This is a genomic window from Mesorhizobium sp. WSM1386, assembly GCF_055901595.1.
Window position 1 is genome coordinate 1,322,183 of the sequence record NZ_CM148373.1, and the last position, 16,098, is coordinate 1,338,280.

Genomic DNA, 16,098 nt, shown 5'->3' on the forward strand with positions numbered 1-16,098 from the left:
CGCTATCTCTTGGTCTAGGGGCCTACTTCTTCAGCTGGTCGCGCAAGGCGGCGAGCTTGGCGAAGGGTGAGTCCGGATCGAAGCGGACCGGGCGTTCCTCGCGCGGCTTTGGTTGGAAGACGGGTTTCGCGCTTCCTTGATCGGGGCGACCGCCCTTGCCTTCCGGCCTGCCGCCCTTCCAGTCGGGCCGGCCGTCGCGGCGTTCGGGACGCTCGCCTTGCGGGCGGCCGTCGCGGCGCTGTTCGCCTTCGCCCTGCGGCTTGGGCTTGAACTTCGAGCGGTCGAAGCGCGGTTTGCCGGCGCCGTCGCGGCGGCCTTCATGGGCCGGACGCTCGCCTGGCGCGCCCGTTGCCTGGGCTCCGACGGCATCGGCCGGTGCATTGCCTCGGCCGCGCGCCGGGCCGTTGCGCTGGCGATTGTTGCGGCCCTCCTGGTGACGGGGGCGCTGGTCGAAACGGCCCTGACGCCACAACAGGATCGGCTTGGGTGCCTCGGCTTCGGCGGGCTCGCTGGCCTCACCCTCCCCCTCGTGGGGAGGGTCGGAGCGCAGCGCCGGGGTGGGGGGAGCGCCAGCACCGTCAGCACCGCCTGCATCACTGGCTTCATCAGCACGACGTGCATCGTCTGCGCCATCACCCCCACCCGCGTCGCTTCGCGCCGCGACCTCCCCCATCGAGGGGGAGGTGAGGGCGTCGGCGCTTTCGGTGACAGCGACGTCAGCGATGGCTTCCGCTACTGCAGGAGCCTCTTCCGTAACTCCGGCCGGAGCTTCGGTTGGCTCTTCCACGACAGGCTGTGCGGCCGTTTCCGCGATGGCTTCGGCCGGAGCTTCGACGGCCGCCTCGGCGGCCGCCGGCTCAGAACCTTCGACGGCGGCTTCGGCTGCCTTGGCCTGTTCGGCGCGTGCGGCCTCTTCCGCCGCGAGCTTGGCGGCTGCCGCTTCGCGCGCGGCATTGTCCTGCGCCTCCAGCCGTGCCTTGACCTCGGCCACCGGCTTCGGCTCGGCGCGGTAGCCGAGGCCCTTCAGGATCTCTTCCATGTCGTCGGCGGTGGCGCCGAGGATCGACATCATCGGCGGCGTCACCATGAAGGACTGGCCGTCATAGGCGCCGTCCGGCCGCTGGCCAAGGCCGGGCTTCCAGTTGGTCGCCGGACGAATCAGGTCGGCCAGCCGCTCCAGAATATCGATGCGCACGGCGCGGCGGCCAAGATTGCGGTAGCCGGCAAGCTTGTAGAAGGCCTTGTCGAAGGCCGGATCGATGACCACCGAGGTGCGGCCCGATGCCAGCGCGTGGACCACGTCGCCAAAGCCGGGCTTGTCCTTGCCGTCGTTCTTCAGCGCCCACAGCAAGGTCACCAGTCCGGCCGGTGCCGGCTTGATCAGCGCCGGCACGAAGACATGGTAGGCGCCGAAGCGCACGCCAAGCCGGCGCAATGCCGCACGGCCTTCCTGGTCGAGCGACTTCATCTCGTCGGCGATGTCGCGGCGGTTGATGAGGCCGAAGTTCTCGACGAGCTGGAAGGCGATGCCACGGCCGATGCCGGAAATCTGGTCGGCATTCTTCAGATCGACCAGTGGCTTCAGCAGCGTTTCGATCTGGAAATTGACGAACCGTTCGGCACGCGCGGCGACCTTGTCGCGCGCCGGGCCGGTCAACTGTTCGTCGGCCAGCAGCACTAGGCGCGGCTTCAGTGCGTCCTCGCCTGAAACCAGCGTGCCGATCGGTGCGCCGATCCAGCGTAGCGTGCCGTCCGAACCAAGCGCAAGGTCGCCATTGGCGCAGGCGCCGAAGCGTTCGGCGCGCGCCTCGAATTCGGCGGCCAGCGCCTTTTGCGCGGCCGTGCGCACGGCCTTGGCGTCTTCGCCGCCGGCCGTCTGGTCGGCGGTGAAGCGGAACCCTTGCAGCTCGCCGACATGGTGGCCTTCGACAAGGACGGTTCCGGTAGGACTAATTTCGGCTTCAGGCATGGTATTTTCTCTAAGGCGCCGCATGAGGACGGAAGTCCTGCGGTCTACGAAGCGTTTCGTCAACCGCTCATGCAGCGCATCCGACAATCTGTCTTCGATTTCGCGCGTCTTTTCCTGCCAGTGTGCCTGATCGGCCAGCCAGCCGGGCCGGTTCGACACGAATGTCCAGGTGCGGATCTGGGCAATGCGGTGCGACAGCGTGTCGATGTCGCCCTCGGTGGTGTCGGCGCGGCGCACCTGCTCGGCCATGTAATTCTCGTCGACATGGCCGTGCCGGGCAAGGTCCATGTAGATCGAGGCGATGAGGTCGGCATGCTGGGCCGGCGCGATCTTGCGGTAGTCGGGGAGCGCGCAGGCCTCCCACAGCAGCGCCACGCGCCTGGCATCGGTGGCCAGCGCGCGGATGTCGCCGTCGCGCGACAGATATTCGAGCGCCTGTGCGTCGACCGCCGGCAGCGCGCGCGTCAAACCCTCGACCGGGGCGTTGGTCTCGATCGAGCGCTTCAGCGCGTCGAGGCTGGCGAAGTCGAAACGTGCGGTGCGCCACTGCAGCACCTTCACCGGATCGAATTCATGGCCCTCGATCTTCTTGACCAGCTCTTCGTCGAGCGGATCGACCTGGCCGGTGACGCCAAAGGTGCCGTCGCGCAGATGCCGGCCGGCGCGGCCGGCGATCTGGCCAAGCTCGGCCGCCGTCAAATTGCGGTACTGGTAGCCGTCGAACTTTCGGTTCTGGGCAAAGGCGACATGGTCGAGATCGAGGTTGAGACCCATGCCGATAGCATCGGTGGCGACGAGATAGTCGACATCGCCGGACTGGAACAGCGCCACCTGAGCGTTGCGGGTGCGCGGCGACAGCGCGCCGAGCACGACGGCGGCGCCACCTTGCTGGCGGCGGATCAACTCGGCGATGGCATAGACCTCATCGGCGGAGAAGGCGACGATCGCGGTGCGACGCGGCAGCCGGGTCAGCTTCTTGGAGCCGGCATAGGCGAGATGCGACAGCCGTGGCCGTGTCACCACCGAGACGCCCTTCAGCAGCCGCTGCAGGATGCCATGCATGGTGGCCGCGCCAAGCAGCAACGTCTCCTGGCGGCCGCGCAGATGCAGGATACGATCGGTGAAGATGTGGCCGCGCTCGAGATCGCCGGCCAGTTGCACCTCATCTATGGCGACGAAGGCGGCATCGGTCTCGCGCGGCATGGCCTCGACGGTGCAGACCGAATATTTAGCGCCTTTCGGCTGGATCTTCTCCTCGCCGGTGATCAGCGCCACCTTGTGAGCTCCGACCTTTTCGCAGACGCGGGTGTAGACCTCCCGCGCCAGCAGCCGAAGCGGCAGGCCGATGATGCCGGTCTCATGCGCCACCATGCGCTCGATGGCGAGATGGGTCTTGCCGGTGTTGGTCGGCCCAAGCACGGCGGTCACGTCGCGGCCCGACAGGATCAGCGGCTCGGTGTGTTTCGGCTGGATGTTCATCGGCTCGGAAATAGGGCTTTCTGGCCTCTCATTGTCGGGAGCGTGCCCTGGACGGCGCGTATGACAGGCGACACATAGGGATTTCGGGCGCGAAGCGAAAGCGGAATGTTCCGCCGTCGGTTCGAAGGCGCCTTTGTCAAGCTCCCAATCGGTTGCGGATTAAGAGTTGGAACGAGTCTGGAACGAATCGGCGACGAATCGCTGACTCTGTCAGATTCAGCTTTTGTTCACGGCTAGATATAGATTTTTTGACGATGAGTCTCACCACATGCTGAATCGTTGAACTGGCCCGTTTTATGCTAGGTGGCCTCCGTCGTTAATCTTTGCCGGCAAATGAGGAGGGTGGCTCGATCTGCCCCACTCAAGATTATGAGATTGTTAATCTTTCTGAATTGACCGTTAAAGCATTGCCGATGATTTCGGGCCGTTAATGTTAACTTCCGCTCAAAGCCGGAACGAATCGGCGACAAAACGGCGCCGGCGATACTTTCCCCTTTTGTTCTCCCAATATCTTGTGTTGTGAACAGCTTATCCACCGAGAATCCACAGGCTTGGCGACGGGTTTTGCACAGATGCCGCTGCCGCCATTAACCTTTGCGTGCCGGATTGGATCAATCGCGCTGGAACGAGGCATTTTGCTGCGACCAGCATATCAAAGAAAAACGGACCGGTTTCCCGGCCCGCCCGATTTCTCGCTGTCGCAGCTTGTCCCGCCGAAACCACCGCCTCAGGCGAAATACTGGCCGCCGTTTGCGGTGAGGGTCGAGCCGGTGATGAAGCCGGCATCCGGCGAAGCCAGGAAGACGACACAGCGCGCGATCTCTTCCGGTTCGCCGAGGCGGCCGACGGGGATCTGCGGGATGATGCGCTCGTTGAGCACCTTCTCGTCGATCGCCTTGACCATCTCGGTGGCGATGTAGCCGGGGCAGATGACGTTGACGGTGATGCCCGCGCGAGCCCCCTCCTGAGCGAGGGCCTTGCTGAACCCGATGTCGCCGGCCTTGGCTGCCGAATAGTTGACCTGGCCGGCCTGGCCCTTCTGGCCATTGATCGAGGAGATGGTGATGACGCGGCCGAACTTGCGGTCGCGCATGCCGCTCCACAGCGGGTGCGTCATGTTGAAAACACCGGACAGATTGGTGTCGATGACCTCTTTCCACTGTTCGCGCGTCAGTTTGTGGAACATGGCGTCGCGAGTGATGCCGGCATTGTTGACCAGCACCGAGACCGGGCCGAGATCGGCCTCGACCTGCCTGATGCCGACGGCACAGGCATCATAGTCGGCGACCGACCATTTGTAGACCGGAATGCCGGTCTCGGCCTTGAACTTCGCCGCCGCCTCGTCGTTGCCGGCGTAGTTCGCGGCAACCGAATAGCCGGCGTTTTTCAATGCGATCGAAATCGCGGCGCCGATGCCGCGCGATCCACCCGTGACGATTGCAACCTTGGTCATGCGCTCCCTCCCTTTGGTCGGGAGAGCGAATAGGGAGTAGCGAATAGCGAGTAGGGATCAAATGTCCCGTCGCGCTGACGCAATTCTTCCCTATTAGCTGCTCCCTATTCGCTATTCACTTCTCTTTGTTAGAGCGCTTCCACGCACATGGCGACGCCCATGCCGCCGCCGATGCACAGGGTGGCCAGGCCCTTCTTGGCGCCACGGCGGCGCATCTCGAAGACCAGCGTGTTGAAGACGCGGGCGCCGGATGCGCCGATCGGGTGGCCGATGGCGATGGCGCCACCATTGACGTTGACGATCGAGGGATCCCAGCCCATGTCCTTGTTGACGGCGCAGGCCTGCGCGGCAAACGCCTCATTGGCCTCGACGAGGTCGAGATCTCCGACCGACCAGCCGGCCTTTTCCAAGGCCTTGCGCGAGGCGGGAATCGGTCCAGTGCCCATGATCGCCGGATCGACGCCGGCCGTTGCCCAGGAGGCGATGCGCGCCAGCGGGGTGATGCCGCGCCTGGCAGCTTCCGCCTCGCTCATCAGCAGCGCGCCAGCGGCACCATCATTGATGCCGGACGCGTTGGCGGCGGTCACCGTGCCGTCCTTGTCGAAGGCCGGCCTCAGCTTGGTCATGGCATCGAGCGTCGCGCCGTGGCGGATATACTCGTCCTGGTCGACAATGGTGTCGCCCTTCTTGCCCTTGATGGTGAAAGCGACGATCTCGTCCTTGAACTTGCCGGCCTTCTGGGCGGCTTCGGCCTTGTTCTGCGAGGCGAGCGCGAAATGGTCCTGGTCTTCACGGGTGATCTGGAACTGGCGGGCGACGTTCTCGGCGGTGTTGCCCATGTGATAGCCGTTGAAGGCATCCCATAGCCCGTCCTTGATCATGGTGTCGATCATCTTGTAGTCGCCCATCTTGACGCCGGCGCGCAGGTGCTGGGCGTGCGGCGACATCGACATCGATTCCTGGCCGCCGGCAACGATCACCTTGGCGTCGCCGGTGGCGATCTGCTGCATGCCGAGCGCGATGGCGCGCAGGCCCGAGCCGCAAACCTGGTTGAGGCTCCAGGCTGTGGTTTCCTTCGGCAGGCCGGCCATGATCGAAGCCTGGCGGGCCGGGTTCTGGCCCTGAGCCGCAGTCAGCACCTGACCGAGGATGACCTCGTCGACCTCGGCCGCATCGACACCGGCGCGGGCCAGCAATTCCTTGACGACAACAGCGCCGAGCTCATGCGCCGGAGTGGCGGCAAAGGCGCCGTTGAAGGAGCCGACCGCGGTACGCGTGGCGCTGGCAATGACGATGGAAGCGGACATTTTCTTCTCCAGACTTCATGAGTTTGTTCTGCCGTTGAGGACTTTTCTTGCCCTTTCCCAATCCCAAGTCAAACCGGAAATGGGCATGGCGCCCATGCGCCGCAAGCAGGCCGCGCATCGGCGTGACGGCAGGGCGGGCGCTGCTGCGCAACATATTTTGCCTGCTATGCAGCAATATATGATCCCGCACTGCACAAACTGCTTGGAATTATGAGGCTTTTGCGCATATCCTTAAAAAGGGCGCAATCGTTACCGGCCGCTTACTCAGGCGCGCCGGTGTCCGGGGAGGATGCAGATGGCCGCTAAAGACGATCCAATTGTTATCAAGAAATACGCCAATCGCCGCCTCTACAATACGGGGACGAGCACCTATGTGACGCTCGAGGATCTGGCCGAGATGGTCAAGAAGGGCGAGGAGTTCACCGTCCAGGACGCCAAGACCGGCGATGACATCACGCATCCGGTGCTGACCCAGATCATCTTCGAACTGGAGAACAAGGACGGGCAGAACATGCTGCCGATCCCGTTCCTGCGCCAGCTGATCGCCTTCTATGGCGACCAGATGCAGATGATCGTGCCGAGCTTCCTCGAACAGTCGATGATCGCCTTTTCCAAGGAGCAGGAACGCTTTCGCGAGCAGATGAAAGGCGCCATCGGCAAGTCGCCGCTCGACGTGATGAAGATGGCGACCCCGATCAAGGCGCTGGAAGAACAGACGCGCCGCAACATGGAAATGTTCCAGAACGCGATGCGGCTGTTCACGCCATTCCCGCCCGCGGGCTCGGCGCCTGCCGCGGCTCCCGCCGAGCCGGCCAGGAAGGAAGCGCCGGAGAAACCCGACGACCTGCAGCAATTGAAGGACCAGATCGCTGCCATGCAGCGCAAGCTCGACACGATGTCGTGAGCGCTATCATTCACGCAATCTACGGCAGCAATCCCTCATAGCGACCGCGCGGCCTGATGATGCTGCCGCTCACGATCTGTTCGACCACATGCGCGGCCCAGCCGACGCTGCGTCCGAGCGCGAACAAATGGAACGGTGCGTCGCGGGGCAAACCAAGACTGCGCGTCAGCACGGCCAGGGCGAAATCGATATTCGCTGAAGCGCCGGTCGCGGCCATGGCGGCGGTTTCCAGCGATCGCAATGTCTCGTCGGTGTCGTCGATGGCCGCCAAGAGCGCCGTGGCGCGGGGATCGCCCTCGGGATAAAGCGGATGGCCGAAGCCCGGCAGCGGCCGGTCGTGGCCGAGCCAGCGCCGGATCGTGGCATCGGCGCCGTGCCGTGCCGCATCGTCGGCAAGTTGCATCACCGCTTCGCTGGCGCCACCGTGCCGGGGGCCGGAAAGCGTTGCCAGGCCCGCCAGCAGGCAAGCGGCAGGCGAGGCTCCGGTCGAGGCCGCGACGCGGGCGGCGAAGGTCGATGCGTTGAGTTCGTGGTCGGCGAGCAGCACAAGGGCGCGCCGGATTGCTTCCGCACCGCCATCATCCACCGACCAGCCCCGGGCCAATCGCCGATGCAACGGGTCGGATCCCGGCGAGGCACCAATGGTGCCGGCCAGCACGCCGATCGCGCGCGCGGCATCGGCGCAGAGCGAGGCGGCACTGCGTCCAAGCGAGGGCCGCCCCTGGCCGGCAAGCGTGGCAAGGTGCGCGAAGGCCGGGACCCGGCCAAGCTGGCCGGAGGCATCCGACGCCTGCGCTTCGAAACTCACCGGTTCTGGCCGGGCCCAAAGCAGGGCGGCAGTTTCCTCCAGCGTGGCATGTTCGCAGAGCGCAACGGCGTCCCGGCCCCGATAGACGAGCCTGCCGTGCCAAACGGTCGAGATCGCCGTTGCGATCGACGGCTCGCCCCAGGCGATGGCGCTTTCGGCGATGGCCGAGGGGCTGCGTCCGCGCGCCCTTCGCGTCGCCAGCGCCGCCACATCGTCGGCGCGGTACTGGCTGCGGCGCGGATCGGCACGGTCGGGCCGCATGCCGATGCGCCCGCGGCTGACATAGGCGTAGAGCGTCTGCGGCCGCACCTTGAGCCGTTCCAGCGCCTCTTCCCGTGACAGCCATTCGGACATGTCGAGCCTTGATATTGATTCTGTTGATCAAGATTGATGCCTGTGTCGCCCACCCTTATCTCCCATGCGCAAAAGCTTCAAGGAGACAGCTATGGCGAACGGGCTCGATGACGTGGTGGCGGCCGAAACAATCCTGTCGGACGTGGATGGCCTGGGCGGCCGCCTGACGATCCGTGGCCATTCCTTGCCGGAATTGGCGGGACGATGGACCTATCCGCAGGTCGTCCGCTTGCTGCTGGACGGCTTCTTCGACGACCTGCCCGGCGATGCCGAACTGGCGGCGAGCCTGGGCGAGGCACGCGTCGAGGTGTTCGACCGGCTCCAGCCTTCGCTGGTATTGCTGGCGCCGCTTGACGTCTACAGCGCTATGCGCGCCGGCATGGCGCTGCTGCCGGACGGCGAGACGCTGAAGGATGCCTTGCGGCTGATCGCGGCGCCCGCGGTGCTGACGCCAGCCCTGTTGCGCCTGCAGCGCGGCGAGCAGCCGGTTGCGCCGGACGGCAAGGCCGACCATGCCGCCGACATGTTGAGGATGCTCAGGGGTTCCGTCCCGCCACCGGCATTGGCAAAAGCACTCGACACGTATCTGGTGACGGTCTGCGACCACGGCCTCAATGCCTCCACCTTTGCCACCCGCGTCGTTGCCTCGACACTGGCCGGGCTGACCTCATCGGTGCTTGCCGGCCTCGGCGCGCTCAAGGGCCCGCTGCATGGCGGCGCGCCCGGCCCGGTGATCGAGATGCTCGATGCCATCCAGGCGCATGGCGACGCGGCCGGCTGGCTGCGCGACGAGATCGCACATGGCAGGCGGATCATGGGGTTCGGCCATCGCATCTACCGTGTGCGCGATCCGCGTGCCGACGTGCTGAAGGCCGTCGTGCGGCAGATTGGCGGCGAGGGCGACACCGGCCGCCGGCTGGCCTTCGCCGAAAAGGTCGAGCAAACGGCACTCGATGTGCTTCGGCTCGCCAAGCCGCAGCGCTCGCTGCAGACCAATGTCGAGTTCTACACCGCGCTCGTGCTGGAAGCGGCGGGTTTTGCGCCAAAAGCATTCAGCAATGTCTTCGCCGCCGGGCGTGTCGCCGGCTGGATCGCGCATGCGCGTGAGCAGCAAACGACCGGCCGGCTGATCCGGCCGCAATCGCGCTATGTAGGGCCGGTGCCGAACCTCGTCGCCTAAGCCTCCTGTCTGTTTCAAAAGACGCCGCTTCTTCGCTTTGCAGCGGAGAGGCTTCTGCATGATCGAAATTTCATGTGATCACGCGACCGTGTTCGTGTTCTTGCCTTGGTCTGCCCTTATATGCTGCACTGCAACATAGGCCTGCCGTGACCCTGCCGCTCCGATTCCCGGATCGGATGGGTCGGGCACCGAGGTGACAGGAACGCCATGACGAAGAACGGCAAGGCGGAGGAAAAGAAAAAGATCAACATCGCCCTTCAGGGAGGCGGCTCGCACGGCGCGTTTTCCTGGGGCGTGCTCGACCAGCTGCTGGAGGATGGACGGCTGGAGATTTCGGCGGTGTCCGGCACCAGCGCCGGGGCCATGAACGCGGTGGCACTGGCCGATGGATTTGTGCGCGGCGGGGTCGACGGCGCGCGACAAAAGCTCGATGATTTCTGGCATGCGGTGGCGGCAAAGGGCCGGTTCAGTCCAGTTCAGCGCATGCCGTGGGATGTCGCCTGGGGCAACTGGTCGATCGAGAACTCGCCGGGCTATGTCTTCTTCGACACCATGTCGCGGGTGTTCTCGCCCTATGTCGCCAACCCGCTTGGCCTCAATCCGCTGCGCGACGTGGTTCAGCAGGAGATCGATTTCAAGAATGTCCACGCCTGCAAGTCGATGGAACTGTTCATCTCCGCCACCAATGTCGAGACCGGACAACTGCGGGTGTTCTCCGATGGCGAGATCGATCTCGACACGGTGATGGCCTCGGCCTGCCTGCCGCAACTGTTCCGCGCCGTCGAGATCAAGGGCGTGCCCTATTGGGACGGCGGCTATGGCGGCAACCCGGCGCTCTATCCGTTCTTCAAGACGGCGGCGACCGAGGATGTGCTCCTGGTGCAGATCAATCCGGTGGTGCGGGAGGGAACGCCCAGGAGCGCCAACGAGATCCAGAACCGCATCGACGAGATCACCTTCAACGCCGGGCTGCTGCGCGAATTCCGCTCGATCGCCTTCGTCAAGGAACTGATCGCCGCCGGCCGCCTGCCGCATGGCGAATACCGCGACATCCGCATGCATCGCATCGATGCCGACGAGGCGTTCAAGGATCTGTCGGCGTCATCGAAGGTCAATGCCGAATGGGCATTCCTGACCTATCTGCGCGATCTCGGCCGCACCGCCGCCAGCGACTGGCTGGAGGAGAATTACGACGCCGTCGGCAAACGGGCGACGCTCGATCTTTCCGGCGAACTCGATGATGGTTTCAAGCCGGTGCGCGGTCCCGCACCCGGCCGGCGGGTGAAGGAATTCCTGGCGGCGCGCAAGAACCCGGAGGCGGAGCGCCGTCGGGCCTGAGCCCGTCTGTTTCCGAAGAGCGATAGCCGATCTGCATTAGCGAGGGATTTCGGTATCCATGAATGTCGGGCAGACCGACAACCAGTGCGTGTGAATGGCGCATCATCATGCTGACGCCTGCTGCCACCGACCTTCCGGCGATGCCGTGCGCTGTCGCGCGATATTGCCGGAAACGGCGAGCGGAACGGTTGGCACCGTCGTTGCGCGTCGCATGGACAATGACCGGCGTTGCCGCACCCACAGGGCATTCGGGGATGCGTCATGAATGGCAGGTCCGGCGCCCCTCCGGTGTTGGACGCACAGGCGCTTTCGACGCCAAGCTCGATGCCGACGGACTGGTTTTTGGCAATCTAGACCGGAATGACAGTCCCGGCCATTTCATTATTAATTCCAGTGCGTTGCTTAGATTTTCCGGTCTCGGGTATCAGTTGCCTGCCGACGGCCGAAATGATTTGTTCATTCATGAAAATCAGCGTCCGGATCAACGATCCGGCGCGCGACGGCAGCTATGTTTTCGAGAACCCCACGCTGCCCGTCGGCAATGCCAAGCCAGTCGTCCGGGCTTGTCGTGAGGGCAGATCATGAGCCGGCAGCAGGCGCTCCTCAGGGGCTGGCCAGGACGTCACGGACCGTTTCGCGGCTGCCACACTCTGTCCGGTTCCGCAATGCCGTTGCAACTTTCCGACTATATTGCGGTGCAACTTTGATGTAAAAGCCCGCTCGCCGATCACGGCAATTTGAACACGGTCAGGCGCGCACCCATATCGGCGACGCGCCCGCGTCATGAGGGCGCGGTGCTGGCCGAACCCGCAGTGGAAAAAACGACGATGCCGAGAATCAGGTTTCACAAGCTTGCAGCCGTTGTTGTGCTTATTGGTTTCGCGGCCTGGATGGCCACAGGCGAGTTCTCGTCGGTGGGCAGCGCCGCCATCGACAACCAGAAGGCAGGCGAGCCCGCCAAGCCGCAGGACGCCGCCAAGCCGCAGGACGCTGGCAAGCCGAAGGCTGAAGCCGAGCCGAAGGCGCCGTTGCGCACCGTCGCGGTGGTGACGCCGCCGCGCAAGACCTATGCGCGCGCCATCCGCGTTTCCGGGCTGACCGAGGCCGACAAGCGCGCGGTGCTGGCAACCCGCGTCGCCGGCGTCATCGACAAGCTGCCGGTCAAGCAAGGCGATCACGTCAAGACCGGCGACCTGGTGCTGATGCTGGCCGCCGAAGAAAAGATCTCGATGGTCGACAACGCCAAGCAGCTCGTTGTTCAGCGTAAGGCCGAGCTCGATGCGGCGGAGCGGCTCGCCAAGACCGGCAATCTGCCCAAGCTGCAGCTCGACACCGCTCGCTCCAATCTGACCCAGGCACAATCGCAGCTGGATACCGCGCAGGCCGAACTGGACCGTAACGAAGTCAAGGCGCCGTTCGACGGCGTCATCGACCGGGTGCCGGTGGAACTTGGCAGTTCCGTCATGCAGGGCGGCGAGGTGGCGACCATCCTCAAGCTCGATCCGGTGATTGCCCGTGGCGAGATCAGCGAGCGCGACCTGGGCTATCTCAAGCTCGGCGACAAGGCCAAAGTCCGGCTGGTCAGCGGTCAGACCGTGGAAGGCACCGTGCGCTACATCAGCCGCGACGCGTCGTCGGCGACCCGCACCTTCCGCGTCGAGGTGGCGATCCCCAATGCCGACGGCTCCGTGCCGGCCGGCATGACGGCGGAAATCCAGCTCAGCGCGCTGCCCACCGACGCGGTGCTTTTGCCGCGTTCGGTGGTGACGCTCGGCGACAAGGGCGATCTGGGCATCCGCGCCGTCGGCAAGGACAACAAGGTGGCGTTCTTCCCGATCGACCTGGTTGACGACACGCCGACCGGTCTCGTGCTCGGCGGTATCCCGGCCGATGCGCGCATCATCGTCGCCGGCCAGGAATTGGTGAAGGAAGGCGACGAGGTCAAGCCGGTCGAGGCCGACCAGGCGACCATCAACAAATTGATCGGCGAAGCCACCGCCGGGACGCAGTAGCGTAAGGAGCGCCGGCGCCGGGCCTTGCCCGGCGACGTTGTCCGTTCGCCACTCCCGAAGCAACAGCAGGCAGATGTCATGGATATCGTCAGACTCGCAATCAACAATGCCCGCCTGACCATTTCGGTCCTGGTCTTCCTGCTGATTGCAGGCTGGGTCGCCTATCAGTCGACGCCGAAGGAAGCGGAACCCGACGTTCCGATTCCGATGATGTATGTCAGCCTGATCTATCAAGGCATTTCGCCTGAAGATTCCGAGCGCCTTCTGCTGCGGCCGATGGAAAGCAAGCTGAAAAGCCTGAAGGGGCTCAAGGAGATGCGCTCAGCCGCCTTCCAGGGCGGCGGCTACGTGCTGGTCGAGTTCCAGCCGCAGACCAATCTTGCGACGGCGCTGCAGGATACGCGCTCCAAGGTGCAGGACGGCAAGGCCGACCTGCCGCAGGCGGCTGAGGAGCCCGTCGTTACCGAGGTCAACATTTCCGAATTTCCGGTGCTCGTCGTGACACTGTCGGGCGATTTGCCCGAACGCGTCCTGACCGCCGCGGCGCGCGAATTGCGCGACCGTATCGAGGAAGTGCCCGGCGTTCTCGAAGGCTCGCTGCAGGGCTCGCGCGACGATCTCGTCGAAGTCGTCATCGATCCGATGAAACTGTCTTCCTATGGCTTGCAGCTCGACCAGCTGATCGGCGCCGTCGGCGCTTCCAACAGCCTGGTCGCCGCCGGCAACATCGAAGGCTCCGAAGGCAAATACGCGGTCAAGGTGCCATCGCTGATCGAGACGCCCGAGGATGTTGCGGCCTTGCCGGTGGTCGCCGGTCCCAATGCCGTGGTGCAGGCCAAGGATATCGCGACGATCCGCTCGACCTTCGCCGATGCAGAGACGATCACCCGCCTCAACGGCAAGCCGGCCATCGCCATCGAAGTCAAGAAGCGCATCGGCGCCAATCTGATCGACACGCTCACCAAGGTGAGGGAGGTGTCCGACGGCTTCGTCAAGACGATGCCCGAGGGCATGCACGTCACCTACACGCAGGACAAGTCGGTCTTCGTCAACCAGTTGCTTGGCGACCTGCAGAACCATGTGATGATCGCGGTGATCCTGGTGTTCATCGTCATCCTCTATGCGCTGTCCGGCCGTGCCTCGCTGCTCATCGGCCTGGCCATCCCGTCGTCCTTCCTGATCGGCATCCTGTTGCTGGCGATGATGGGTTACACGATCAACATGATCGTGCTGTTCAGCCTCATTCTGGCCGTCGGCATGCTGGTCGACGATGCCATCATCGTCACCGAATTCGCCGAACGGCGCATGAGCGAGGGCATGCCGAAGCAGGATGCATTCGCGCTGGCCGCCAAGCGCATGGCCGGTCCGGTCATCGCGGCGACGATGACGCGCATTGCCGCCTTCTCGCCGCTCCTGTTCTGGCCCGGCATCATCGGCGATTTCATGAAGTACATGCCGATCACGCTGATCGTCACGCTGTCGGCGTCGATGCTCTACGCGCTGGTCTTCGCGCCGACGCTGGGCGCGATCTTCGCCAAGGCGCCGCAGCATCACGAGGATGACAATCGCGACGGCTGGTACATGGCCGTCGTCAAGCAAGCGGTGCGCTTCCCCATCACCGTGATGGTGCTCACCGTCGTCCTGCTGGCCGGCATCTTCGTCGGCTATTCGAAATACGGCGCAGGCGTCGAGTTCTTCCCGAGCGTCGAGCCCGACTACGGCCTGCTCTATGTGCACGCCCGTGGCAACCTTTCGCTGGCCGAAATGGACACCGCGACGAAGATCGCGGAAAATCGGATGCTTGGCTGGCCCGGGATCAAATCCGTCTACACCCGCGTCGGCAAGACGCAGGGCGGCGGCCAGGATGTGCCCGAAGACGTGGTCGGCGTCATCCAGTATGAATTCATCGACTGGCGCGAGCGCAAATCGGCGAACCAGATCCTGAACGATCTGCGCGGCGTAATGGCCGGCATTCCGGGCGTCGACGTCGAGGTTCGCGTGCCCGAGGCCGGACCGCCGACTGGCAAGCCGATCCAGATCAGGCTGTCGGCCGTCGATCCCAAGGGGCTCGACGACAAGGCCCGGGCCGTTGCGGCGCGCGTGGCCAAAGTGCCCGGCGTCATCGATATTTCCGATGGCCTGCCGCCACCCGGCGTGGACTGGGCGCTCGAGGTCGACCGCGCCAAGGCGGCGCAATACGGCATCAGTCCGACCGCTGTCGGCACCGTCGTCCAGCTGGTGACCAACGGGCTGAAACTCTCGGAATACCGGCCGGCCGGCGCTGACGACGCCGTCGATATCAGACTGCGCCTGCCCGAAGACCGGCGCACACTGTCGACGCTCGACGAACTTCGTGTGCAGACCTCGCAAGGCTCGGTGCCGATCTCGAACTTCGTCATCCGCAAGCCCGAGCCGACGGTCGGTATCCTCAACCGCATCGACGGCGCGCGTACGGTGGTGGTGCAGGCCAACGTTGCCGCCGGCCAACAGGTCGCGGCTGTCCAGCAGGAGGTCACCAAGGCGGTCGCCGACATGGATCTCGGCAGCGGCATCCGTTGGAAGCTGGCCGGCTCGAACGAGGACAGCGCCGAAGCCAGCGCCTTCCTCAGCAAGGCCTTCGGCGCCGCGATCTTCCTGATCTTCCTGGTGCTCTTGGCGCAGTTCAACAAGTTCACCAGCGTCTGGCTGGTGCTGTCCTGCGTGGTCATGGCGACGATCGGCGTGTTCCTCGGACTGCTGATAACGGGCGAGACGTTCGGCATCGTCATGTCGGGCATCGGCGTCATCGCTCTGGCCGGCGTGGTGGTGAACAACAACATCGTGCTGATCGACACTTATGACCGGCTGCGCGAAGAGGGCTGGGACAAGATGGAGGCCGTGCTGCAGACCTGCCGCGAGCGCGCGCGCCCGGTGGTGCTGACGGCGGTGTCGGCCATTCTCGGCGTGCTGCCAATCGCCTTTGGCCTTGGCCTGGAAATCTTCCACCACGAGACGACGATCAACGCGCCGTCGACGCAATGGTGGATTTCGCTGTCCTCGGCGATCGTCTTCGGCCTGTCCTTCGCCACGGTGCTGACGCTGGTGGTGACACCCTCGATGCTGATGGTGTTCACCCGCGCCAAGGTCAAGCCCGGCGCCCGGCGCAGCTTGTTCAGCCGGCTGTTCCGGCGCGGCAAGGGCGAGATCTCGTCGGATGCGCCAAAACCGGATGCCGGTTCGGAACCAGCGATCGCCTTCCCGAAAGCCGCCGAATAGGCACGACTTCCCGATTTGAGTGCAAAGGCCGTCCGGAAC

The 16,098-nt window shown here is 64.5% G+C and carries 11 protein-coding genes; 7 read left to right on the forward strand and 4 right to left on the reverse strand.

The genetic code is table 11. The annotated features are described in order from the left end of the window. Nucleotides 1-22: 22 nt before the first annotated feature. From AC0NIH_RS06430 to AC0NIH_RS06440, 3 genes are all read right to left on the reverse strand, one after another. The gene (locus AC0NIH_RS06430; RefSeq protein WP_473462828.1) at nt 23-3,448 is read right to left on the reverse strand and encodes a helicase-related protein; all 3,426 of its coding nucleotides are present in this window, start codon (nt 3,446-3,448) and stop codon (nt 23-25) included. A 727-nt stretch (nt 3,449-4,175) separates the two neighbouring features. Further along, entirely contained in the window at nt 4,176-4,901 is a 726-nt protein-coding gene (gene phbB, locus AC0NIH_RS06435; protein ID WP_473462830.1) for an acetoacetyl-CoA reductase, read from the reverse strand. Between the two features lie 128 nt (nt 4,902-5,029). Beyond that, complete coding sequence (locus tag AC0NIH_RS06440; RefSeq protein ID WP_352706112.1) at nt 5,030-6,208, reverse strand: acetyl-CoA C-acetyltransferase; 1,179 nt, start codon at nt 6,206-6,208, stop codon at nt 5,030-5,032. Here AC0NIH_RS06440 and AC0NIH_RS06445 point away from each other — a divergent pair. Further along, on the forward strand, nt 6,195-6,422 hold the full coding sequence (locus AC0NIH_RS06445; RefSeq protein WP_287270833.1) for a hypothetical protein: 228 nt from the start codon (nt 6,195-6,197) through the stop codon (nt 6,420-6,422). The genes AC0NIH_RS06440 and AC0NIH_RS06445 overlap by 14 nt on opposite strands. Nucleotides 6,423-6,503: 81 nt before the next feature. Further along, a complete protein-coding gene (gene phaR / locus AC0NIH_RS06450; protein ID WP_013892569.1) occupies nt 6,504-7,112 on the forward strand; it encodes a polyhydroxyalkanoate synthesis repressor PhaR in 609 nt (202 codons plus the stop codon). 19 nt (nt 7,113-7,131) lie between these two features. On the opposite strand, the gene AC0NIH_RS06455 is transcribed toward phaR, so the two are convergent. Continuing rightward, on the reverse strand, nt 7,132-8,274 hold the full coding sequence (locus AC0NIH_RS06455) for a citrate/2-methylcitrate synthase (protein ID WP_473462834.1): 1,143 nt from the start codon (nt 8,272-8,274) through the stop codon (nt 7,132-7,134). A gap of 91 nt (nt 8,275-8,365) precedes the next feature. On the opposite strand from AC0NIH_RS06455, the gene AC0NIH_RS06460 reads away from it, so the two are divergent. From AC0NIH_RS06460 to AC0NIH_RS06480, 5 genes are all read left to right on the forward strand, one after another. Then, nucleotides 8,366-9,454, forward strand: coding sequence for a citrate synthase/methylcitrate synthase (locus tag AC0NIH_RS06460; RefSeq protein ID WP_473462836.1), 1,089 nt, complete (start codon nt 8,366-8,368; stop codon nt 9,452-9,454). Between the two features lie 207 nt (nt 9,455-9,661). After that, nucleotides 9,662-10,792 carry a patatin-like phospholipase family protein gene (locus tag AC0NIH_RS06465; protein ID WP_023763675.1) on the forward strand — a complete coding sequence of 377 codons (1,131 nt, stop codon included), beginning with the start codon at nt 9,662-9,664 and terminating at the stop codon, nt 10,790-10,792. Nucleotides 10,793-11,254: 462 nt separating this feature from the next. Continuing rightward, nucleotides 11,255-11,377: a hypothetical protein gene (locus AC0NIH_RS06470; protein WP_473462839.1), complete on the forward strand. Its 123-nt coding sequence runs from the start codon at nt 11,255-11,257 to the stop codon at nt 11,375-11,377. A gap of 242 nt (nt 11,378-11,619) precedes the next feature. Then, the gene (locus AC0NIH_RS06475) at nt 11,620-12,804 is read left to right on the forward strand and encodes an efflux RND transporter periplasmic adaptor subunit (protein ID WP_473462841.1); all 1,185 of its coding nucleotides are present in this window, start codon (nt 11,620-11,622) and stop codon (nt 12,802-12,804) included. Between the two features lie 78 nt (nt 12,805-12,882). Continuing rightward, nucleotides 12,883-16,059: an efflux RND transporter permease subunit gene (locus AC0NIH_RS06480; RefSeq protein WP_023776967.1), complete on the forward strand. Its 3,177-nt coding sequence runs from the start codon at nt 12,883-12,885 to the stop codon at nt 16,057-16,059. Nucleotides 16,060-16,098: the final 39 nt, after the last annotated feature.